The following is a 23151-nucleotide window of genomic DNA, read 5'->3' on the forward strand; positions in this document are numbered from 1 at the left end:
GGATGAACTAGAAATTGAAACGCAAACCGCCGAGGAACGACTTGGCTACCGGGTAGGAGCCTTCATCCACACCCATGTGGATATCCTGGTTGTTTTCGCCCGATCTTCTCAGGTTAATATCCGGGTCAAGTCCTGTGTATTTGGTGAGTGTAAACAGGTTTTGCCCCTGAATGTAGATCTGCGCCGATCCCAGTTTCGCCTTTTTCAACCAGGTTGAAGGCAGGTTGAATGTCAGCTGAATGTTTTTCAAGCGGAAGTAAGAACCATCTTCCAGGAAGTAGGACGAAACCTGCTGGCTGGTAGCGTCACCCGAGTTCAAACGTGGCAGTTTCGCATTGTCGCCGGATTTCTTCCACGAATCGTACAGCATTGTTTTCGAGCGGTTGCCCTGGAACACGTTGAAATCCGTCCAGTATTTCACGTAATTGAAGATCTGGTTGCCTTGCACGCCTTGTCCGAACAATGTCAGGTCGAACCATTTCCAGCCTACACCCACGTTGATACCGTAGTTGAAATCGGGGTGCGGATTGCCGATGATGGTACGGTCGGCAGCGGTAATCACGCCGTCGCCATTCACGTCACGGAACTTGAAAGTACCTTCTCTGGTGTATGATCCGAATTTCGGAGCGGCATCAGCTTCGGCCTGATCTTTGATCACACCATCCACAAAATAACCGTAGTAGCTCGCGATCGGCAATCCCGCTTTGGTAGCCGACATCGCCGGAAGACGGGTCGTGAAACCGAAGATAGTCGCATTCGGGTCGTTGTTCAGTTTCAGCACTTCGTTTTTGTAGTGGCCAAAGTTAATACCCACCATGTAGTTGAAATCGCCTTTTTTATCGCGGAAAGTGATGCCAAGATCCACACCGCGGTTGCGCACTTCACCGATGTTGGTGTAAGGGACTGTACCGGAACCGGCTGTTCTCGGAATGGCGATTTGCGTCAGCATGTCAGAAGTGATACGGTTGTAAAGGTCGAGTACCACTTCCAGTTTGCTGTTGAATAAGCTCGCGTCGAGACCGATATTGGTCGAGGTATTGGTCTCCCATTTACCATTGGAGTTTCCAAACTGAACGAGGTCGAAGCCGCTCACGATCGACGTACCGGTACCGTTGATGTCGTAGGCGTTGTTCAGCGGATCGGCCGCGTACAGGGTGTAAGCATTGTAAACGTTAGGGATGAGTTGGTTACCGGTTTTACCCCAGCCAAAGCGTAGTTTCAAATCGTCGACGAATTTCACCGGCTTCATGAATGCCAGCTCGGTCATGCGCAAACCCAGTGAGAATGCAGGGAAAATACCGTAGCGATTGGCTTCCGAGAAGCGGGACGATCCATCACGACGCAATGTTACGTCGGCAAGGAGGAGTTCTTTAAATGCGTAGTTAATCTTTCCGAACTGAGAGAACAGCGCACTTTCCGTAGCACCGGGGCCTGCATTGTTCAAACCGGCTGCCGAACCTGCATCAAGGTAGCGGTAGTCGAGGTCGTCGAATGCGAATGCACTCCGGCTGGCGCGGAATTCCGCTGCGTAGGTTTTTACGGCTTCTGTACCGAGCAACACGCTGAAATTATGCACGCCGAATGATTTGGCATAGTTCAAAGTGTTGAACCAGGTGAACGAACGGTCGACGTTGTTGATCACGTTCAAGCTGTTGGCGTTTCTCGCCTCCGCCGCTTCGATATCACGGTGGAAGTACTCCGAGCGGTTGTACTGGTTGTATTCGATACCAAGGCTCGTGCGTGCGTACAAGCCCGGGAGGATGTCCACCTGCGCGAATACGTTACCGAATGCGTGCGTACCTTTTGTGAGGTTGTCTTTTTCACGGTACAGACGGGCAAGTGGATTGGGAGCGTTACCGAGGTTACTGCCGCGGCTTCCTGCAAATCCGTTATAATCGGAAGTATTGGTTCCGCCCAGTGCTTTCGGACCACCTGTAATATCGAATACCGGAATGATCGGGTGCACGCGGATCGCGAACATGATCGGGTTACTTTCGTCGTTGTTGGTAATCCCCTGTCTTTCGTCGTAGGAGAATGTAAAGTTCTCACCCACCGTTACCGGGCCTTTTTTGAACTCGGTGTTCGCGCGGAGCGAGTATCTTTTGTATTTGGTGTATCTCAAAATACCATTCTGCTTGAAGTAATTGGCCGAAAGCGCATATTTCGCGGCTTCTGAGCCTCCGGAAGCGCCGATTTGGTAGTTCGAAATAGAAGCCGGGTCGAAGATCACGTCCTGCCAGTCGGTACCTTCTTTGTTGGCTTTGGTGATGTTGAATGCAGTTTTACCAAGCGCCGGGTCGGCAATGTCGTTGGTGTAGGTGTAGTTGCTGGGCAGCTCACCGTAAACGTTCGGATAAATGTAATCGGCGATGGTCTGATTGCCATTCTCATCGAACTTGTATTGGGCGGAAGGCGATGTTACCGACGGGTTTTTACCTGCGCCGAGGTCGGCTTCGTAGAGATATTGGCCCAGCTCCTTCGTATTCAGGAGGTCGAGCATCTTGCCGGGGCGCTGGGTACCGGTGTAAAAGTCGAATGTAATGTTCGGAGCACCGGTCTTGCCTTTTTTAGTCGTGATAATCACCACCCCGTTTGCAGCACGTGCACCGTAAATGGATGCTGCGGAAGCATCTTTCAGTACCTGCATCGATTCGATGTCGTTCGGGTTGATCTGGTTTAGTGTACCTTGTGTTGGCACACCGTCGATCACGTAAAGCGGACTGTTGTTGTTGATCGAACCAAAACCACGGATACGGACCATGGTACCACCACCCGGAGAGTTATCGTTTCCGACGGTCACCCCGGAAGCCCGTCCTTGCAGCATTTGCGTAACGCTCGCAGTGGGGACGGAGGTAAGTTCTTTCGGGTTAATGACCGTTACCGCACCGGTAATATCCTTTTTACGCTGTGCTGCGTAACCGGTTACCACCACTTCGCTCAGGTTCTTGATATCGTCTTCCATCGCCACATCAATGGTCGTCTGGTTTCCGACAGGTATTTCCTTTTTGATTAAACCGATAGATGAGAAAACCAGGATTGCACCGGATCCTTTCGCTTCGATCGAATAAACGCCGTCGGCATCGGTGACCGTACCGACATTCGTTCCTTTCAGTTGCACGTTCACACCGGGGATACCGGTTCCATCAGCAGAGGAGGTTACTTTACCCTTGACCTGATGATCCTGGGCGTAGGACAGATGAGCCGCTATTGCGAACAGCATAATCATGACACCCCGGAAAAGCGGGACTAGTAAATGTTTGTTCATAAATTGAGTTGGGGATGATGTTAAAAATGTATTACTAAATGTCAATATACTGTTAAAAGTAAAAATTTGGACATTCTTTTTGGTAATATTTTAATAATTAATATTAATATATAACTGGTTACATAATATTTTTTCTTTGAAAAATCTTATTATGCAATCGTTTGCATTACTAACGGCCATCTTGGAAAAAACCAATCTCTAAATCGTATACGCCAGTGATTGCGTTTGACAAAATTTGCAACTCAAAGCGTATTTTTGTGGTTATCAGAATTACGACTTCATTTACAGACTAACTCACAAACTATCATCACATTTTGGAATATTTAAATGGTCTCGAAGTGGCGGAACAGGACCTCATCGAGGTACAGGGCGCCCGCGAACACAATCTCAAAAACATCGATGTAGCTATCCCGCGTAACAAGCTCGTGGTAGTGACCGGCATCAGCGGCAGCGGGAAATCGTCACTCGCATTCGACACGATCTATGCCGAAGGGCAGCGCAGGTATATGGAGAGTTTCTCGTCGTATGCACGGGGCTTCATCGGCGAAATGGAAAGGCCGGATGTGGACAAGATCAGCGGCCTGTCACCGGTGATCAGTATCGAGCAGAAAACGACTTCCCGGAACCCCCGTTCGACCGTAGGTACCGTCACAGAGATTTACGACTTCCTGCGCCTGCTCTATGCACGTGCGGGTGAAGCATACTCGTACGTGACGGGGCGGCGGATGATCAAACAATCGCAGGATCAGATCGTGAATCAGCTCATGACCCAATTCCTGGGGCAAAAAATCGTGCTCCTGGCACCAGCCGTGAAAGGCCGTAAGGGGCATTACCGGGAGCTTTTCGTGCAGATTGCCCGGCTCGGGTACACCAAAGTACGTGTCGATGGAGAGGTACTCGACATTACCCCCAAAATGCAGCTCGATCGCTATAAGGTCCACGATATCGAGATTGTGATCGACCGCGTGATCCCGAAGAAGGAAGAGGAAGATCCACAGTCGAGGTATCGGCTGAGTCAGTCGGTGGCGACGGCCATCAAGCAGGGCAAAGGCGCATTGATGGTACTCGATGCCAAAGGTAATACCCATTATTTTTCTCAAAACCTGATGGATCCGGAGTCGGGGATCAGCTACGACGATCCGGCACCGAATGCATTTTCGTTCAACTCGCCTTATGGCTGGTGCCCTACCTGCCAGGGGCTGGGTATTATCGAAGAGATCACCGAGGACTCCATTATTCCCGACAAATCGCTGAGTATTAGCCGCGGAGGCATCGCGCCGATGGGCGAGTACCGCGAGGCATGGATATTCAAGCAGTTGGAGGTTTTATTAAAGAAATACAAAATCACCCTCACCACGCCGCTCGAAAAATTCCCCGAGGAAGCATTGAAACTGGTGCTTTACGGCAGCGAAGAGGCGGTGCCTGTACCTTCGAAGAAATACCCGGGTACCGAATGGGAAACCAAGTTCGACGGGATTATTAACTTTTTGAAAAGACAGCAGGAATCGGGCAATGAGAAAATTCAGGACTGGCTGAAAGACTTCATGGTAACCCAAACCTGCCCCGAATGCAAAGGCAAGCGACTGCGGAAGGAGTCATTGCATTTTAAAATAGATAAAAAAGACATTGCCGAGCTGGCCGACAGCGATATCCGGGAACTGGCCGAATGGCTGGTGGGATTGGAGGATCGCCTCGAAGAAAAACAGCGGGTAATCGGCCATGAGGTTTTAAAAGAGATCCGGAAGCGCGTCGGCTTTATGCTTGATGTCGGATTGGATTACCTCACATTGAACCGTGCATTGCGGACCTTATCCGGCGGCGAGGCACAGCGCATTCGCCTCGCGACGCAGATCGGTACCCAACTGACTGGTGTACTCTATATTATGGATGAACCGAGCATTGGCCTGCACCAGCGGGATAATGTGCGGCTCATTAATTCTCTCAAAAGCCTGCGTGACCTGGGCAATACGGTGCTGGTAGTCGAGCATGATAAGGATATGATGCTCGCTTCGGATTACATTTTGGACATTGGCCCGGGGGCCGGACGCCACGGCGGAAGCGTGGTAGGAGCCGGTACACCGGAGAAATTCCTTAAAAACGGTTCGCTTACAGCCGATTACCTTGCCGGCCGTGAAGCCATTGAAGTTCCCAAAAAGCGCAGAAAAGGCAAAGGTGAATCCATTGTGTTGAAAGGCTGCACGGGGCACAACCTGAAAAATGTTTCGGTATCCATTCCGCTGGGGACGATGATTTGTGTGACGGGTGTGAGCGGCAGCGGTAAATCGTCGCTGATTCACGAAACGCTGTTTCCGTTGCTGAACCAGCATTTTTACAGATCGAGAAGGGAACCGCTACCTTACAAATCGATCGAAGGGCTCGAATATATCGACAAAGTCATTGAGGTAGACCAGTCGCCGATCGGCCGCACGCCGCGCTCGAATCCGGCTACCTACACCAACCTCTTCACCGATATTCGTACGCTCTTTGCCGAGCTCCCCGAAGCGAAAATCCGCGGTTACAAGCCTGGCCGCTTCTCGTTCAATGTCAAAGGCGGCCGTTGTGAGGATTGCGAAGGCGCGGGTATGAAGAAAATCGAAATGGACTTCCTACCCGACGTACACGTCAATTGCGAAACGTGCAAGGGCAAACGCTTCAACCGGGAGACACTGGAAGTGCGTTTCAAAGGCAAATCCATCGCCGATATCCTGGATATGACCGTCGAATCCGCATTGGAATTCTTTGAAAACCAGCCGAGGCTATTGCGCAAAGTTCAGACCTTGAATGATGTAGGTTTGGGATATATTACCCTTGGCCAGCATGCTACCACGTTATCCGGCGGTGAGGCCCAGCGTGTGAAGCTGTCGGAAGAGCTATCGAAACGCGATACCGGCAAGACATTGTATATTCTTGACGAACCTACCACCGGCTTGCATTTCCAGGACATCCGCCATTTGCTCAATGTTTTGAATAAGCTGGTTGAAAAAGGGAATACGGTGCTCATTATCGAGCATAACCTCGATGTGATCAAAGTAGCGGACTATATTATCGATGTAGGTCCAGAAGGTGGTGCCATGGGCGGCCGCATTATCGCGGAAGGCACGCCCGAGAAAGTGGCGAAGGTGAAGGGAAGCTTTACGGGATATTTTTTACAGGAAGAATTGAAGTAACTTTCTGAAATACATTAGTTTAAATGGCCTTGCACTAGAAAAATGCAGGGCCATTTTTTTACATCCATTTACTCAAAAACTGGTTGAAAGCCTCCTTGTACTGGTCGCTCACCGGGATGGACGTCGGGCCGATCTGGATCGTGTTTCGCGTCACCGCGCTGATTTTGTCCAGATTGACGATGAACGACCGGTGGACGCGCATGAATTTGGAAGCAGGCAGTTTCTCTTCCAGCGCTTTCAGGCTCGTGAGCGAGAGAATAGGCTTCGGGTCCGATTTGAGGTGGACTTTTACATAATCTTTGAGCCCCTCCGTGTACAGAATGTCGTCGTAAGCGATCCGTACCAGCTGGTATTCCACTTTCAGGAACAAGTACTCATCCTTAGGTTCGGCAGAACCGGCCGACGAGGCCTTTTGAACCAGCTCCACATAAGCCTGTGCCTTCGATGCGGCACGGAGGAACTCTTCGTAGTTAAAGGGTTTTAGGAGATAGTCAATGGCATCTACGCGGAAACCATCGAGCGCGTATTGGTTGAATGCGGTGGTAAATATGATCCTGGGAGCCTTGGTCCCGGCTTTTTCAAGCACCCTGGCGAGTTCGATACCCGTCAGGTCCGGCATTTGAATATCCAGGAAAATGACATCGATGTGTTTGCTGTTAATGACCTGCAATGCCTCCACGGCGCTGGAATATCGGCCTGCAAGGTTCAGAAACGGTGTTTTTTCGATAAATGCACATACCAGCCCGAGCGCTAAGGGCTCGTCGTCGACGGCGATACATTCCAATGTAATACTCATGCCGTTTCCAGTTCGAGGTGTACTTCAAACTCTTTTTCCTCTTTGTTCTCGGTTACTTCCAGCTGGTATTTGCCAGGGTAGAGCAAGTCGAGGCGGCGCTGGGTATTAGCCAAGCCGATGCCATTGCTTTCATCGAGAATGGCCCTTTTGTCGGTAAACAGCGTGTTTTTGACTTCCACAAAAATCTTATGTCCTTCCTGGCGGATCTGAATGTCGATCCGGCTGGGCTGAACGGCACTTACACCGTGCTTGAATGCATTTTCGATAAAGGGTAGGAATAGCATGGGTGCAATGGAAACGTCGTGGAGCGGATTGGGCGGATCGAGGTGCACGGTTACCTTGTCGGTCAGGCGCAGCTGCATCAGCTGGATATAGTCCTGTGCAAATGCGATCTCCTGGCTCAGCAGTACGGTGCCGTGTTGGGTTTCGTAGAGCACGTAGCGCATCATACGCGAGAGCTTGTGCAATGCCTCGCGCGCTGCCTCCACGTCGATCACCGTGAGCGCATAAATGTTGTTCAGGGTATTGAAAAAGAAATGCGGGTTGATCTGCGCTTTCAGGAAGGACAGTTCGGAGTTGATTTTCTCCTTTTCCAGGTTCTGGCGGTATTGCTTGTCGAGCTGCGCGGTGCGGACGGCGGCAACACTCGTACTGAGCCCGATGATCATCAGGGCTGTGAGCAATGCGAAGTAATCGAGGCGGTCGTGCCGTTTTTTGTCGCCATTGGCTTCCCGGGCCAGTTTAAATGCGCGGTCCATCTGTTCGCCATGGTTGATCGCGATCTTCACCTGCTCGGTAATCACCGCCAGCATCACTACCGACACGATATTGAACAGAATAAACCGGGAGTATTTGTTTTTGGCGAGGAATTTCGGGAACCAGATATAATAGTTGAGGTAAAATATGGTGATAAGCAGCGAGAACAGCACAGCTTGTTTGACCCAGAAGCTCATGGGAAATTCGATCTGCCAGCTCAGCGGTTGCCACATCAGGAACAGGGCCAGAAAACTCCATCCGAGTAAATGGAGGAATAACGGGGGGTATTTCCGGGCAGTACGCGTATCCATTTAGCAATTAGTTAGTTTCAATGTGATTTGAACGCAACACATCACTGCAATCTTACGGGGAATTTACGAAACCACCTATTTCAATCGATCAATGTACCCCGAATACCGACCGGCGGCTCATCGCAATCTATTAAACAAGAAACGCCGGGAGGCGGTTTAAACCTTACACCCGTACCGCTGTCCAAGCCTGGTGGCCGGCACCAGGGCCCGCGCGGGATTGGCCTGTCATTTCCAGGGTTATATCGTTTGAAAACGGCCTTTGATCGGTACATCTTCCCTATCCATCTATTCCTTTTTTTTAGCCGGATTTTACCTGGTTATTTTGAAATTCGAAAAGTACACTTTTAAAACCCCAACCATGAAACTTGTTTTACAACTCACATTCCTGGCTGTGTTCTCAGGGCTTACATCGACGGCATTTGCCCAGTTTCCGGGCGGTGGCGGTGGTGGCGGCGGATTTCGCGGCGGTGGCGGCGGAGATTTCCGCGGTGGCGACAGGCAGCGGCAGACGGTCATTCCGGGAACGGCAGAAGACACTCCTAAGGGCAGCGGAAAGATCACGGGCGTACTCGTGGATTCTACTTCGAAAAAGCCGGTAGAATTTGCAGCATTATCCCTGGTGGATACCAAAACCAACAATCCTATCGACGGTACCACTACCGACGAGAAAGGGGAGTTTACGCTCTCGAAAGTCGCGTCGGGTAATTTCAAGATCTTGATTTCCTTCATCGGATATAAAACCAAAACCATCAATAATGTCAAGATCGATCGCAAGACGGAATTGAACCTGGGTACTGTTACGCTGGTACCGGATGTGGTTCAGCTTAATGAAGTGGAGGTGGTAGGGATGGCGCAGATGGTTGAAGAGAAGGTCGACAGGCTGGTTTACAATGCAGAAAAAGACATTACCAGCAAAGGCGGCGACGCTTCGGACGTGATGAAAAAGGTACCGATGCTGACCGTCGACCTGGATGGTAACGTTTCGCTCCGAGGTAGCTCCAACGTACGCGTTTTGATCAACAACAAGCCTTCTACCATTATCGCAACCAGCGTGGCCGATGCATTGAAGCAGATTCCTGCGGACATGATCAAATCGGTGGAGGTGATCACTTCGCCTTCTGCGCGTTATGATGCGGAAGGTTCGGCGGGTATTATCAATATCATTACCAAGAAGAGCACAATCCAGGGTGGAACGCTCAACCTCGACACAGGTATCGGTAACCGGGGCTCGAACCTTGGCTTGCGCGGTAATTACCGTGTGGGGAAAATGGGTTTCAGCCTGGGAGGTTTCGGGCGATTCAATTACAATATGCCTGGTAAATCCGAAAATATCCAGATTGGTAAGCTAAGCCCTTTCTCGGTCCGCCAGACGAGCGATTCCAAAAACAAAATGGCTTTCGGTTCCTATAACTTCGGCTGGGATTGGGAGATCGATTCCAAGACATCCTTGTCCGCAGGCGTGCGTTATGGAATGCGCAACAACAAAGTGGATCAGGAGCTTTACACCTATAATACTTTGAACGATACCACGAAAACCAGCTTCCGCGATGTGAACAGCAAGGACCTTTCGGGTACCTGGGATGTGAATGTGGATTACATGAAAACATTGGCCAAACCAGGCCAGGAGCTGAGCATTTCGACGCAATACAGCCGGAACAACCGTACCAACGACTACGATGCGGACATTTACTCGCTGAGCAACGAACAATTGAAAACACTGCTAGGCGCGCAAGGCAACAACAACAGCAGCCATAACCAGGAAAGTACCGTGCAGGTAGATTACCAGACGCCGATCAAGGAGAACCAGATGCTGGAAGTCGGTGGTAAGGGCATTTTCCGTCAGGTTGTGAGTAATTATGACTATTATAATACGGTGGACACGCCGCAACCAGCCAGCAATCTGAACTATGACCAGAATGTGGCTGCCGGATATTTGTCCTATACATACACTACCAAGAGCCGGTTTACCGTGAAGGCGGGTACGCGCTATGAATACACGAGCATCGACGCGCAGCAAGGCGAAGCCGGCGATCTGAAACTGCCGGCTTATGGCAACCTCGTACCGAGTGTCAACCTGTCGCAGACATTTGGAAAAGGACAGACCATTAAACTGGCCTATAACCGCCGTTTGCAACGCCCGGGCATCCAGTTCCTGAACCCGAACATGAATGCGGCCAACCCGCAAAACATCACCGTGGGTAACCCGAACCTGAAACCCGAATTGACCGACCAGGTTGAATTGGGTACGAGCTTCTTTAAAAACTCGCTGTATGTGAATGTTTCGACGTTCGCGCGTTTTACCAACAGCTCCATTGAAAGCATTCGTACGACCAGCGCCGACGGTGTGATCACGACGACTTACGGCAATATCGGTTCGAAGAAGAACTATGGTGCCAACATTTTCGGAAACGTGACATTCTTCAAAAGATGGCAGTTGGGCGGAGGTTTCGACTTCTATTATGCCGATTTGTCGAACAACAGCCCGGACCCTGCATTGCAGAACTCCAACAGCGGTTTCGTATTGAGCGGTCGCTTCCGTACCAGCCTTAATATCAAAAACGGCTGGGGCTTGCAGGCGGGCGGTTTCATGCGTGGACGCGACGTGCAGCTGCAAGGAACGCAAGCCGGTTTCAGAATGTACGATTTCGGGGTTCGCAAAGACTTCAAGAACAAACGCGGAAGCATCGGTTTCGGAATGGAAAACTTCCTGGCGCCTTCGTTCAAAATGAAGACGAGCCTGGAATCGAAGACATTTACCCAGAACAATACCAACTACCTGTATAACCGCGGCTTCCGTGTGAATTTCTCTTACCGATTCGGTAAAATGACCTTCGTGGAGCAGAAAACCCGCAGAAGAAAGTCCGTCAACAACGACGACCAGAAATCTGACGGCGGCGGTAACATGGATACCGGCGGCGGTGGCGGCGGTGCGCAAGGAGGCGGACAAGCGCCGGCAGCTACACCGGCAACAGGTGGCCGTGGAGCAGGCGCACAAGGGGCGGGCCGTCCGTCAGGAGTAGCGACTCCCGGAGCAGCAGCGGATAGCACAGCTCGTCCGGCGCGTCAGGGAGGATTCCAGGGCCGTCCGGGGCAACCGGGAGCACGTCCGGATTCAACGCAATTCAAACCGGATTCGACCCGCGTGCGCCCCGACAGCAGCACGGTGAAACCCGACAGCACTGCCCGTCCGGCAGTTCCTGCGGATTCTACCGCATTGCCGGCGAAACCAGTCACACCGGCTGATTCTACCAAGAAAGATTAACAGACTTCTATAAGCAAATAAGCCCGGCTGAGATCAGCCGGGCTTATTTTGTTTTCAAGAATATCTTAAAGAGCGCTGTTTTGCTGCCTAATGCTCGCCAAAATGCGGTCGGCACCTGCCGCGAGCAATTCTTCCGCTAGTGACGTGCCCAGCGCCTGTGGAAATGCATGTCCGCCGCTTTCAGCCTTGCGAATGAGTTCCGAGCCGTCGAGGCTGATAATGCCGCCCGTCATGTGGATTTCCTCGTCGTGCAATGTAGCCATCCCGAACACCGGAATGCTGCAACCGCCTTGCAGGCGTTTCAGGAATGCCCTTTCTGCGAGCAGGCAGGTTTCGGTAGGTTCGTGGTTGAGGAGTTCTTTCAGTTTGTGCTTTTTCTCAGCGTCGAGCGAAACCGCGCATTCAATGGCGACGCTGCCCTGGCCCACGGCCGGGGTAAATTCATCCAACAGCAGATGTTCGGCGATTTTGTCGTCGTACTCCATGCGGTGCACGCCCGCATATGCGAGCAGGAGCGCATCACACTGGCCTTCCTCCAACTTACGGAGGCGCGTTTGGAGGTTTCCGCGCATATCCACGGTTTTGATGTGCGGGTAATAGTGTTTCAAAACGGCTACCCGGCGTGTGGACGACGTCCCGACTGTGAACGATTCGCCGCTTTTCAACGATAATGTCGTATCGTGGCTTACGAGCACGTCATTGGCGTGCTCGCGCTCGGTGAATGCAATGATTTCGAATGCATCATCCAGCTGCGATTGCAGGTCTTTGGCGCTATGCACCGCGATGTCGATGTCGCCGCTTCGGAGCTGGTCTTCCAACTCTTCGGTAAAAACACCCTTACTGCCGATTTTCGAAAGCGACCGATCGAGGATCTTGTCTCCCTTCGTTTCGATAACAACGATTTCCGTTTCAACACCGCCCTGTTGCAAAAGTGCCTCGACATAATACGCCTGCCAAAGTGCGAGCTTGCTCCCGCGGGTTCCTATTTTAATATGCATGGTTATTTATACAATGTAAGGCCAGTTTTTGTGTTAATAGGCCTGTATTAAAATTTCCGCAGGAATATGAAGTTTCTCATTCAACCTGCGGATCATACTCAAATTCAATTTTCGTTTGCCGGAAAGGATTTCCGATTTACGGGACCGATAGCCGAGAATCTCCGACAGTTCCTTTTCCGAAATACCCATTTGCTCCAATCGGAATCGGATTGCTTCCAGCGGGCTGGGTTTGGGGATCGGGAAATGTACATTCTCGTAGTCCTTTACCAGAATGGAAAGGAGTTCCAGCTCATCTGATTCCTTCGAATCAGGTGCTACATCGGTTTGCATCAATGCATAAATGCGCGCCAGATAGCTTTCGTACTGTTCGTTATTTTTGATGGGTCCGATCATAGCTAATTCTTCTTGCGTCTATTTGATCATATTCCGAATGCGGTCCGAACCAGACGATAAATACAATTTTCAATCTGTATTCAATGTCGACGATCAGCCGGTAATGGTTCCCGTGTATGTTGAATACCACCGGTTTCTGACTTAGAATAGATGCACTTCGATATTGTACTTTCAATGTATTGGGCGATTCCCAGCGAGCGGCTTCTGCTTCCTGATTCCATGCTAGCAACGACTGCTCTGCCTTTGGATACGCCTTCATGTAATTCCTTATTGTCTGTATAGCGATTATGCGCATCGTTCCAACAAAGATAAATGATTGTTACCATTTTGGTTACGTTATTTTTCTTTAAGGAACGTTTGCTGACGCATTCGCGGAGCGCTGCAATCGGGTGCGAAGTTATGGAGATACTGTCAAATCAACCAGTGAAAGATTGCGGAATTCCCCGTAAATTAACCCAATCAAAATCAGCACCATGGAAACGAAAGGACTAATCTTCATCCCCGACATCAGCGGCTTCACGCAGTTCATGCATGAGATCGAGATCCAGCATGGGCGCCAGATTATCCAGGAATTGCTGGAAACGATCGTGAATGCGAACCAGATGGGACTGGAAATCTCTGAGATCGAGGGCGACGCCGTCCTTTTCTTTAAATTCGGCGAAGCACCAGAACTCGAAACGCTCTATCGGCAGGTCGAAAAGATGTTCTGTGATTTTCACAAATACCTGATTGCCTTCGACAACCGACGGTTTTGCCAGTGCAAGTCCTGCATTTCTGCGATTAATCTCACGCTGAAAGTGGTAGCGCACTATGGCGAGTTTACGACTTATCAGGTCAAAGATTTCAAAAAGCTGATTGGGAAAGATATTATCGTGGCGCATCAGCTGCTTAAAAACGATATCGAGCAGCATGAGTACTGGCTGGTAACCCAAAATTTGCTGAACGGGCAAAACCCCGACGATTTTACCAACCAGATGAAGTGGCGCCCCGGCTCCAAAACGACCGAAAATGAGCAGATACCTTTTCAATATACACAGATTGGCTATTTGAAAGACAATATTCCGCCCTACAAGCCGCCGTTGCTTGAACCGAAGGAAAAGGTCAAGATGGTGTCGGTTTCAAGGGAATATGATGCAAACATCAAAAAGGTTTTCTTCACTTCCGGACACCTCGAACTGCGACCGCACTGGCAGGACGGCGTGAAATCCATCGAGGAGCTGGATCATTTTCTCCCCGGCATCGGATCGCGCCACCGGTGTATTCGCGAGGACGGCGAAACGGTGATGTACGCCAGCGGTTTTTCGTACGACCCTGAATCCCGGGTCATTTTCAGCGAGTCGGATGAGAAGTTTACCAGCGCACTTTATTTTGTGCTCGATAAACTCGCCGAGAACCGCACGCGGCTTAGTTTGGAATATTATCTCAAAAAAGATCCATTAAAGCAGCTTTCGTTCAGGTTCTTCAAAAAAGACAAGATGGAAGCTGAATTCCGGAAATCGCTGGCAAATTTGGAAGGGCTGCTTCCGCAAATCACCCTGCCGATCGATTTTTAAACCCCAACGGTATCTCCTTCGTCGGTAACAATTTTGTCTTCAATGTAAGACACAATTAAGGATGCAATGTCGATACCGCTTACTTCTTCGATGCCCCTTAGGCCCGGGGAAGAATTGACCTCCATGACCAATGGCCCGCGCTCGGATTGCAGCATATCGACGCCGGCGATTTTTACGCCCAATGCCTTCGCTGCTGCAATAGCCGTGTGCTCCTCTTCGGGCGAAAGCTCGATTATGCAGCCGGAGCCGCCGCGGTGGAGGTTAGAGCGAAAATCACCCTCGGCGCCCTGGCGCTTCATGGCGGCAATCACTTTGTTGCCGATCACAAATGCGCGGATATCGGCGCCTTTCGATTCTGCCACGTATTCCTGGATCAGGAAGTTGGCCCGCAGGCCATAGAATGCCTCAATGGTCGATTTCGCGGCCTTGATAGTTTCGGCAAGTACGACGCCAACGCCCTGAGTGCCTTCCAACAGTTTGATGATTACCGGCGGGCCGCCTACCATATGGATGAGCTCGTTGACTTGTGCCGGATTTTTGGCAAAAACGGTCTTTGGAATATCGATACCAGCCTTCGCGAGTACCTGCATGCTGCGTAGCTTGTCACGCGAGCGCAGGATAGCCTGCGATTTCACGGTGGTGAATACTTTCATCAATTCGAGCTGACGCACTACTGCGCAGCCGAATGCATTTACCGAGGTGCCAATGCGGGGAATGACGGCGTCTATGCCGGTGACGGGCTTGCCCTTGTAGACGACCGTCGGCTTGCCGCCTTCGATCATGACAAAGCATTTGACGTGGTCGATCACAACCGCTTCGTGTCCCTTTTGTTTGATTGCCTCCACCAGACGCCTGGTTGAATACAGGTCCGGATTGGTGGATAATACGGCGATTTTCATAAAAATGTTTTTAGAAAATGTGGAGGTTGGGCTGTAAGCCCCGGACTGGGCGTCTAGCGACTGCGCGTCTCGGGTTTAGTTCAGAGGTAATTTTGGGGAACGAGTTGGTGTCAGCGAATGCCTTGCTGCCGACAGGTTCTTTTGGGAAACATCCACGATGAACCTGTTTTTGAGCAGTTTTCGCCCGAGTAGTATAGGGTAGCTCATTTTCTGCCGGTTGGCCAGCGAAAACTCGGTACGTATTTTTCGACCGAAAAGCCTGATTGGTGTCTTGATCACAAACCGTTTCTCTTCTTTCCCGAAGGAGTTCCTGATCACGGTTTCTTTAAAATCGGTTACTATAAAGAAATGTTGAGGTGCTCCGCGCTTGGCATCGAGGTAAACATGGAGCTCCCGAAGTCCTTCCGACTCTACCAATTTGACCCGGGAACAGTGGATAGCTGACGTAGCAGCACCGGAATCCACGCGTACAGGTACATGATGCCAATCCAGCTCCGGTAAATCCACAATATCGGTCGCGCCGATAATCTCCAACGGACGTTTCATCTGCGCTGGAAAAACTGAGCGACCGTCAACGACAAGTCCAGAAACACCATTTTGGCCCGCACATTTCGCTCGATGTGGTAATAGGCCGTATTTACTTCCCCGATCATCCTTTCCAGCGACTCAAAATTGACGGTTTTGGAAAAATTCTGCACGAAAGTAAGTTCTTCCTGCGGAACACGCAAAAGCTCACCCGCGCCGTGGCTCCATATGAGCATATCCCTGAACAACCGCAATGCATATTCGAGCAGGCCTTTTTGCTTTTCCTTGCTCATAACATCGTAGCTATCGGCGAGTTTGACCAAATGAGAAACATCGAACTTGTACGAAGAGCGCATCCAGTCGGCAAACCACGCCGAGCGGTCATCCTGCTCTTCCTGAGCGAGTTTCAGTGCCTCAGCCATATTCCCGTCGGACAAAAACGCTACCTGGTTGGCGACGGCTTCGGTGACATCGCCTTGTTTCAGATAGGATTTGATTTCTGAATCGGTGAATGCCGGAATGGTGATCCGTTGGGTCCGGGAGATAATTGTCGTCAGTAATTTATCCGATTGATCACTTACCAAAAGGAATAATGTTTTTTCAGGCGGTTCTTCGAGGATTTTCAAAATCGCATTAGAGGAGGCGGCATTCATAATGTCGGCTTTCCAGATCAGCAGGATTTTGTATTCGCCTTCATAGGCTTTTACGGACAATTTTCGCAAAATTCCGCGCGCTTCCTCTACCGAAATGTTGCCCTGCTTGTTGTCCGCACCGATGTGGTCGAGCCAGTCGGGGAGGACGCGGTAGGGATTTTCCAGCAGGAATGAGCGCCAAAGCGGCAGAAATGCCTCACTCGTTTTGCCATCTACCTTTTTGGAGGTGGCAATGGGGAATATGAAATGGAAATCGGGGTGGATGAGCTTGCTCATCTTCACGCACGACGCGCACGTACCGCAAGCGTCTTCCTCGTTCCTGTTTTCGCAGTTAATATAGGTAGAGAACGCCAGGGCCATTGCCAGGCCAGCGCCACCCGTGGGATAATCAAATAGCTGAGCGTGGGCCAGATGGCTGTTCCGGACCGAGCGCCGCAATGTCGCTTTGATATTTTCGAGTCCCGGAATATCTCTGAAAAGCACGATTTAAATCAATTAATGGATGTGTAAAATGCTTACTGACCACGCGTATTTTTAAAAACTACGCGCATAATATCTTCCTCGGTCTGCCCGAATGCAATGCCCCGGCGGCTCACCGTATCTTTTGCCACCGCCACGGCTTTATCGAAACGATACTCCATGCATCCTTCGGCCGCACCACCCCAGGTGAAAGACGGGACATGCTTGTTCTGAAAGCCAGCACCGAATACATTCACACTTACGCCGACAACCGTCCCGGTGTTGAACATGGTCGAAATTCCCGCTTTGGAATAGTCGCCCATCATGAGCCCGCAGAAAATCAAACCGGTGTCGGCCAGCATATTCGTAGCATAGCTGTGCAGCTTGACGTTCGTATGGTCGTTTTTCAAATTTGAATTGTTGGTGTTGGCGCCCAGGTTACACCATTCGCCCAGCACAGAATTGCCCAGGTAACCGTCGTGGCCTTTGTTGCTGTACCCGAATACCACGCAGTTGCTCACTTCCCCACCGACTTTGGACGATGGCCCAACGGTCGTATTAGGGCGGATCTTCGTTCCCTGGGCCAGTACCCCGTTTTCACCAATCGCAAATGGGCCCTGGATCATCGAACCTTCCTGGATCAATGCATTCTTGCCGATGTAAATGGGGCCGTTTTCCGCATTCAGAATGGACGCCTTGATCACGGCGCCTTCTTCTACGAATACATTCTCCGGTTTGTAGCAATGCGTGAATGGGTCCGTAATACCCGCCGATTTTCTGATAGAAGCAATGCGTTCGTAATCGATTTTGATCTGCGCCCCATTCTGGCCGAAAATATCCCACACATTGCGGATCATTGTAAAAGCCTCCGCATATTCCACTACCGAAAGTCCGCTCGTACCATCCGAAGCTTTCCATGCCGAATGCGATCGTACTGCGAGGACTTCACCGTTGTCGGAAACAAGCGCATTGCCGTGCGGCAAGCCTTTGACAATGCCCGTCAGATGATCGTCCGGGCACAGCGCACCGTTGATATACAGGTTATCCCCCGAGGTATGTTCCGGGTATTTGGTGGCGAGATAAGCTTCCGTTTGGAATGAGACCGTGGAGTGGCATCTGTCGGCCCATTTTTCAGCCAGTGTGTGGATGCCGCACCGAATGCCGGCGACCGGTCTTGTATAGGTAAAAGGTAAAAGTTGGATTCTAATCTTGGGATCGTCGAACAGAATGGTCTGGGGCATATATTAAAACGTATGTGCAGGCCAAAGTTCGGGCATTTTATTGGTTACGGCAAAAAAAGAAGCAGTCTCCCAAGCATATTTGTCGGGAGACTGCCACTGTATTTTTTCGTTCTCCTGATGTGTTCGACCACACAGGAAAAAGCCAATGCGTTGCTTATTTTCCGTAACGCTTTCTGAACTTGTCAACGCGACCAGCTGTGTCAACCAGTACGTTTTTACCAGTGTAGAAAGGGTGTGACTGAGAAGACACCTCGACTTTGTACACAGGGTAGGTTTTGCCGTCTTCCCAGGTGATAGTCTCGTTAGTGTCTATGGTAGAGCGAGTAATGAATTTAAAGTCGCTTGATAGATCCCAGAAAACTACCTCTCTATAGTTGGGATGAATATCTTTTTTCATTGGTATATGGTATTATTTGTTTCTATACGATTTCCAAAAGGATTGCAAAAGTAAAAAATCCTGATTTGTAAATCAAGTATCGGAACGCTATCTTTTTTAATATTAATGCAATACATCAAAAATTAACGCCTTAGACTTCACTGAGTTGCTGTTTGAGCACCTCTACACCACGTTTCGCTTCCTTTTCGAAATCGGTGTACACGAAGCATTCGATCGAAAGCCCGCCTTTGTATCCGATTTTCTTCAATGCGCCCAGGTAGGCCCTGAAATCGTCGCCCTTTACGCCCGGCGGTGTCCGTTTCTCTTTCTCGGCGATGTGGCAATGCACGATGTGCTTACCATACTTTATGATCTCCGACGCCGGTTCGTCTTCCTTTAACATATGATATATATCGCAGAGCAGCTTCACGCGTGGGCTTTTGACGGCATCGACGATTTCGACGCCTTCGGCCAGGCTGTTGATAAAATTGGTTTCGCCGCGGTTCAGTGGTTCGACGGCGATGGTAACACCGTGTTTCTCGGCCAATGGCGCCATCTTTTGTGTTAGTTCAATATGCTGCGCCTTCGCTTTTGCGCGATCGAAGCCTTCGGGTATGATTCTTGATGCACCACTTCCGAATACGACGAATTGAGAGCCGCATTCCTTGGCGCGTTTGAGAACGGTCTCCGTTCTTTGAAGGATCGCCTCGTGGTTTGCATCGGGGCCAAGCGTTTTGAGGCTTGCCGGGAGCAGGATCACATAAGATTTGATAGGGAAGTGCTCAGTCTTGAGTTGTTGCAGGTTCTTTTCGTAGCCGGCGTCGCCGCCTTCCGGGATGAGGAAGCCAGCTACGGATTCTTCAATATAGGCACACCCCGATTTGCGTAGAAATTCGGCTTTGTCGTAAGCCGCATACACGCCGAGTGGAATGCTGTAAGCGGTGTTTCCGGCGGCTTTGGCCATGGCTTCGGTGAGTGATCCGCCCAGCGCGAGACCTGCCACCATTCCGGAGGTCGTTTTGAGGAATGTCCGCCGGTCGGCTTGTTCGATAATTGTGCTCATATGTTTGAGTTTTTATGGCTATTGATTGATATTTTGTGTTGAAACGAAATACGTTATGCTATGTAAAGTTTACAAGTTTAGAATAATTATAAATAACATATTTGGCCTTAAATCATTGATTAACAGCAATTATTGTCAAATCAACCTTTCTTTGTTAAAAATTTTTCTCTCCAAAAGTTTGCAAAATTTGAAATGCATTTTTCTGAATTTTTTTTCTTTGAAACAATTTAGTGTAAGCTTTCCGTAAACAACTAGTTATTAGTTTCTTAACAATTTAGTAATTTGGACTATGCGGATAAGGCATGATTTTGTAGAGAAATCCTGATTGCGAATCTGATTTCTTTAGTGTTATTTCAAGAGATTTTTAAAGTCATCTCCGACTGATCTTCCAAGAATATACATCACTAACGTTCTATCAAACACCACATTACTTATGTCTATGTATGTCATAAAGCGTGATGGTCGCCGCGAATCCGTGAAATTCGACAAGGTGACCGCCCGCATAGAGAAACTGAGCTACGGCCTGGACGCCGCTTACGTTCAGCCCGTGGAAGTAGCCAAGAAGGTTGTTTCCGGCATTTACGACGGCGTTACCACCGCCGAGCTGGATAACCTCGCTGCCGAAACCGCAGCTTCCATGACCACCAAGCACCCTGATTATGCAATCCTGGCTGCCCGCGTCGCTATCTCAAATCTCCATAAGAACACATTGAAGTCGTTTTCGGCTACAATGAAGCGTCTTTATACATATATAGATTCCAAAACCGGTGAAAACGCATCGCTGATCTCCAAGGAGGTTTACGAGGTGATCCGCCAGCATGCATCGCTGCTCGATTCTACTATTATATATGACCGCGACTATTCCTACGATTATTTCGGCTATAAAACCCTCGAAAAGTCGTATTTACTGAAAGTTGAAGGGAAAATTGTCGAGCGCCCGCAGCATATGCTCATGCGCGTGGCGATCGGTATCCATCAGGAGGACGTGCAGGCGGCGATTGAAACCTATCATTTGCTTTCGGAAAAATGGTTTACCCATGCTACACCTACGTTGTTCAATGCAGGTACGCCGAAACCGCAAATGTCGTCGTGCTTCCTGCTTACAATGAAGGAGGACAGTATCAATGGTATTTATGATACCCTCAAGAACTGCGCATTGATTTCGCAGTCGGCCGGTGGTATCGGTTTGAGCATTCACGACGTCCGTGCGACGGGTACATATATTAAAGGAACAAACGGGCAATCGAACGGTATCGTACCGATGCTTCGCGTGTTCAACGACACGGCGCGTTACGTAGATCAGGGAGGAGGCAAGCGCAAAGGTTCTTTTGCTATATATATTGAACCATGGCATTCCGACATCTTCGATTTCCTCGATCTGAAAAAGAACCACGGGAAAGAAGAGCAGCGTGCACGCGACCTATTCTATGCATTGTGGATTCCTGATTTGTTCATGAAGCGCGTGGAGGCGAACGACACCTGGTCGCTCTTCTGCCCGCACGAATGCCCGGGACTGGCGGATACGCACAGCGAGGAATTCGAAAAGCTGTACGAACAATACGAGCGCGAAGGCAAAGCGCGCAAGACTATCAAGGCGCAAGACCTGTGGTTTGCGATCATGGAATCGCAGATCGAGACTGGTACGCCATATATGTTGTATAAGGACCACGCGAACAGCAAGTCCAACCAGCAGAATTTGGGTACTATCAAGTCGTCGAACCTTTGCACGGAGATCATTGAATATACGGCTCCCGACGAAGTGGCGGTTTGTAACCTTGCTTCCATCGCATTGCCGAAGTTCGTGGAGCAGGGCGCGGACGGATTCATACGATTCGATCACCAGAAATTGTACGAGATCACGAAAGTGGTAACGCGTAACCTGAACAAGATCATCGACCTGAACTTCTATCCGGTTCCCGAAGCCGAGAAGAGCAACAAGCGCCACCGGCCGATCGGTATCGGGGTGCAGGGCTTGGCGGATGCATTCTGTATGATGCGCATGCCATTCGACTCCGACGAGGCACGCCAATTGAACAAAGATATTTTCGAAACGATCTATTACGGATCGATGGAAGCTTCGATGGAGCTTGCTATGCAGCACGGTCCATACGAAACCTGGGCAGGCAGCCCGATCTCGCAAGGGGTATTCCAATTTGATATGTGGAATGTAACACCGGAAAGCAAACGCTGGAACTGGGAGAAGCTGCGGAAAGAAGTGGTACAAAACGGTGTACGCAACTCCTTGCTGCTAGCGCCGATGCCAACCGCATCTACCAGCCAGATTCTTGGTAATAACGAATGCTTCGAGCCATTCACTTCTAATATATATGTAAGAAGGGTATTGTCGGGCGAATTCGTTGTCGTGAACAAGTACTTGCTGAAAGACCTGGTAAGACTGGGTCTGTGGAGCGAGGAAATGAAAAACAACCTCGTTCGTGCCAGCGGATCGGTACAAGCCATTCCGAATATCCCGCAAAACATCAAGGATCTTTACAAAACGGCATGGGAGATCAAGCAGCGAAGCCTGCTCGATATGTCGGCCGACAGAGGAGCCTATATTTGCCAATCCCAGTCGCTGAACATCTTCATGGAAGAGGCGAACTTCGGTAAACTGACTTCAATGCACTTCTATGCATGGAAGAAGGGCCTCAAAACCGGTATGTACTACCTGCGTACCCGCGCGGCGTCCGATCCGGTTCAATTCACGGTCAGCAAACAAGCCGAGCCGCAACTCGAACCTGCGACCGCCGTGGTGGCCGAAAAGGAACTCAACTACGTGCAATATGCGGAGGAGCATGCGAAGCCGGTCGCGCCGCGTGACAATCGCTCCGATATGCAATGCTCCCTGGATGATCCTGAGGGCTGCGAGGCTTGTGGTTCGTAATTAAGGTTAAAATCGCAATAGCGAAGAGGTGTCTGATCGTAGATCGGGCACCTCTTTCGTTTTACGACAGTGGTGTTGGTAATGCATGACAAGTTTGTGTTGTATTAATAAATGGAAAAATTGGATGGGTATGAATCGATTTTGCGTTCGTAGAAACATTGCTTTACCGGCTACTTAAAAAACTTCTAATTTTTTTCTGGGCGTAGCATTTTCGTTATCAGTGGTTTAGGTATTTTCGTTCAAAAAGATTCAAAAATATTTGTTGTCTGGGCTTGCATGTTAAAATTAAACCTGCCACTTTTGCACTCCCAATCGGGAACAACGGCACTGAAAACGATCAGGGCCACGAGTTTCGGGAAGTCCGAAGCAACGTTCTTTGACATGATGAAGAGAGCAAAAAGATAGGTTCGTTAGAAACATTCGGTCTACCTTTTCGAAGGTAAGATCACATTAATATTTACAATGGAGAGTTTGATCCTGGCTCAGGATGAACGCTAGCGGCAGGCTTAATACATGCAAGGCGAAGGGGCAGCAATGTCACTGTCGTACG

Annotated in this window: 16 protein-coding genes and 1 rRNA gene; 5 read left to right on the forward strand and 12 right to left on the reverse strand. The window is 49.9% G+C overall.

The features are described from left to right. Positions 1 to 7: 7 nt before the first annotated feature. Positions 8 to 3265, reverse strand: a complete 3258-nt coding sequence (locus tag CLV60_RS30000; RefSeq protein WP_170118905.1) for a SusC/RagA family TonB-linked outer membrane protein — start codon at positions 3263 to 3265, stop codon at positions 8 to 10. Positions 3266 to 3579: 314 nt separating this feature from the next. On the opposite strand from CLV60_RS30000, the gene uvrA reads away from it, so the two are divergent. Next, entirely contained in the window at positions 3580 to 6432 is a 2853-nt protein-coding gene (gene uvrA, locus CLV60_RS30005; protein ID WP_106599101.1) for an excinuclease ABC subunit UvrA, read from the forward strand. A 58-nt stretch (positions 6433 to 6490) separates the two neighbouring features. Here uvrA and CLV60_RS30010 read toward each other — a convergent pair whose 3' ends face one another. Together CLV60_RS30010 and CLV60_RS30015 are read right to left on the reverse strand one after the other, a co-directional pair. Then, the gene (locus CLV60_RS30010; RefSeq protein WP_106599118.1) at positions 6491 to 7222 is read right to left on the reverse strand and encodes a LytR/AlgR family response regulator transcription factor; all 732 of its coding nucleotides are present in this window, start codon (positions 7220 to 7222) and stop codon (positions 6491 to 6493) included. A gap of 2 nt (positions 7223 to 7224) precedes the next feature. Beyond that, complete coding sequence (locus CLV60_RS30015; protein WP_106599102.1) at positions 7225 to 8295, reverse strand: sensor histidine kinase; 1071 nt, start codon at positions 8293 to 8295, stop codon at positions 7225 to 7227. Between the two features lie 358 nt (positions 8296 to 8653). On the opposite strand from CLV60_RS30015, the gene CLV60_RS30020 reads away from it, so the two are divergent. Continuing rightward, a complete protein-coding gene (locus CLV60_RS30020) occupies positions 8654 to 11557 on the forward strand; it encodes a TonB-dependent receptor (RefSeq protein ID WP_106599119.1) in 2904 nt (967 codons plus the stop codon). 65 nt (positions 11558 to 11622) lie between these two features. Here the strand turns inward: CLV60_RS30020 and hemC are convergent, their stop codons facing one another. Genes hemC through CLV60_RS30035 form a run of 3 tightly spaced genes read right to left on the reverse strand, consistent with a single transcriptional unit; the run spans position 11623 to position 13207 of the window. Further along, positions 11623 to 12555, reverse strand: coding sequence for a hydroxymethylbilane synthase (gene hemC, locus CLV60_RS30025; protein ID WP_106599103.1), 933 nt, complete (start codon positions 12553 to 12555; stop codon positions 11623 to 11625). Between the two features lie 33 nt (positions 12556 to 12588). Then, positions 12589 to 12948: a helix-turn-helix domain-containing protein gene (locus tag CLV60_RS30030; RefSeq protein ID WP_106599104.1), complete on the reverse strand. Its 360-nt coding sequence runs from the start codon at positions 12946 to 12948 to the stop codon at positions 12589 to 12591. Beyond that, complete coding sequence (locus CLV60_RS30035) at positions 12926 to 13207, reverse strand: type II toxin-antitoxin system HigB family toxin (RefSeq protein ID WP_211302294.1); 282 nt, start codon at positions 13205 to 13207, stop codon at positions 12926 to 12928. The genes CLV60_RS30030 and CLV60_RS30035 overlap by 23 nt, the downstream gene beginning before the upstream one ends. Before the next feature lie 214 nt (positions 13208 to 13421). Between CLV60_RS30035 and CLV60_RS30040 the strand changes: the two genes are divergently transcribed. Next, positions 13422 to 14501 (forward strand): DUF2652 domain-containing protein, encoded by a 1080-nt coding sequence (locus CLV60_RS30040; RefSeq protein ID WP_106599106.1) that lies wholly within the window; start codon positions 13422 to 13424, stop codon positions 14499 to 14501. Here CLV60_RS30040 and rimK read toward each other — a convergent pair. The 6 genes from rimK to CLV60_RS30070 form a co-directional block, all read right to left on the reverse strand. Beyond that, positions 14498 to 15400 (reverse strand): 30S ribosomal protein S6--L-glutamate ligase, encoded by a 903-nt coding sequence (rimK, locus tag CLV60_RS30045; RefSeq protein WP_106599107.1) that lies wholly within the window; start codon positions 15398 to 15400, stop codon positions 14498 to 14500. The genes CLV60_RS30040 and rimK overlap by 4 nt on opposite strands. Positions 15401 to 15475: 75 nt before the next feature. Beyond that, entirely contained in the window at positions 15476 to 15946 is a 471-nt protein-coding gene (locus CLV60_RS30050; protein ID WP_106599108.1) for an ATP-dependent zinc protease family protein, read from the reverse strand. Further along, on the reverse strand, positions 15943 to 17061 hold the full coding sequence (locus tag CLV60_RS30055) for a DNA polymerase III subunit (protein ID WP_106599109.1): 1119 nt from the start codon (positions 17059 to 17061) through the stop codon (positions 15943 to 15945). Before CLV60_RS30055 ends, CLV60_RS30050 begins: the two co-directional genes overlap by 4 nt. Positions 17062 to 17093: 32 nt before the next feature. After that, positions 17094 to 18278, reverse strand: coding sequence for a putative sugar nucleotidyl transferase (locus tag CLV60_RS30060; RefSeq protein WP_106599110.1), 1185 nt, complete (start codon positions 18276 to 18278; stop codon positions 17094 to 17096). Between the two features lie 154 nt (positions 18279 to 18432). Next, a complete protein-coding gene (locus tag CLV60_RS30065) occupies positions 18433 to 18675 on the reverse strand; it encodes a type B 50S ribosomal protein L31 (RefSeq protein WP_019945104.1) in 243 nt (80 codons plus the stop codon). A 130-nt stretch (positions 18676 to 18805) separates the two neighbouring features. Continuing rightward, positions 18806 to 19717 (reverse strand): sugar phosphate isomerase/epimerase family protein, encoded by a 912-nt coding sequence (locus CLV60_RS30070; RefSeq protein ID WP_106599111.1) that lies wholly within the window; start codon positions 19715 to 19717, stop codon positions 18806 to 18808. A 439-nt stretch (positions 19718 to 20156) separates the two neighbouring features. Between CLV60_RS30070 and CLV60_RS30075 the strand changes: the two genes are divergently transcribed. Together CLV60_RS30075 and CLV60_RS30080 are read left to right on the forward strand one after the other, a co-directional pair. Continuing rightward, positions 20157 to 22601 (forward strand): ribonucleoside-diphosphate reductase subunit alpha, encoded by a 2445-nt coding sequence (locus CLV60_RS30075; RefSeq protein ID WP_106599112.1) that lies wholly within the window; start codon positions 20157 to 20159, stop codon positions 22599 to 22601. Positions 22602 to 23060: 459 nt separating this feature from the next. Beyond that, positions 23061 to 23151: ribosomal RNA gene (locus CLV60_RS30080) — 16S ribosomal RNA — on the forward strand; the annotation flags it as partial.

The sequence above is a fragment of the Dyadobacter jiangsuensis genome, assembly GCF_003014695.1.
GTDB lineage: Bacteria > Bacteroidota > Bacteroidia > Cytophagales > Spirosomataceae > Dyadobacter > Dyadobacter jiangsuensis.

Coding starts and splice junctions, on each gene's coding strand:
- CLV60_RS30070 (WP_106599111.1), bottom strand. CDS start 19,717: ATGAGCACAATTATCGAACAAGCCGACCGGCGGACATTCCTCAAAACG.
- CLV60_RS30000 (WP_170118905.1), bottom strand. CDS start 3,265: ATGAACAAACATTTACTAGTCCCGCTTTTCCGGGGTGTCATGATTATG.
- CLV60_RS30075 (WP_106599112.1), top strand. CDS start 20,157: ATGTATGTCATAAAGCGTGATGGTCGCCGCGAATCCGTGAAATTCGAC.
- rimK (WP_106599107.1), bottom strand. CDS start 15,400: ATGAAAATCGCCGTATTATCCACCAATCCGGACCTGTATTCAACCAGG.
- CLV60_RS30020 (WP_106599119.1), top strand. CDS start 8,654: ATGAAACTTGTTTTACAACTCACATTCCTGGCTGTGTTCTCAGGGCTT.
- CLV60_RS30060 (WP_106599110.1), bottom strand. CDS start 18,278: ATGCCCCAGACCATTCTGTTCGACGATCCCAAGATTAGAATCCAACTT.
- CLV60_RS30040 (WP_106599106.1), top strand. CDS start 13,422: ATGGAAACGAAAGGACTAATCTTCATCCCCGACATCAGCGGCTTCACG.
- hemC (WP_106599103.1), bottom strand. CDS start 12,555: ATGCATATTAAAATAGGAACCCGCGGGAGCAAGCTCGCACTTTGGCAG.
- CLV60_RS30035 (WP_211302294.1), bottom strand. CDS start 13,207: ATGAAGGCGTATCCAAAGGCAGAGCAGTCGTTGCTAGCATGGAATCAG.
- CLV60_RS30030 (WP_106599104.1), bottom strand. CDS start 12,948: ATGATCGGACCCATCAAAAATAACGAACAGTACGAAAGCTATCTGGCG.
- CLV60_RS30050 (WP_106599108.1), bottom strand. CDS start 15,946: ATGAAACGTCCGTTGGAGATTATCGGCGCGACCGATATTGTGGATTTA.
- CLV60_RS30015 (WP_106599102.1), bottom strand. CDS start 8,295: ATGGATACGCGTACTGCCCGGAAATACCCCCCGTTATTCCTCCATTTA.
- CLV60_RS30065 (WP_019945104.1), bottom strand. CDS start 18,675: ATGAAAAAAGATATTCATCCCAACTATAGAGAGGTAGTTTTCTGGGAT.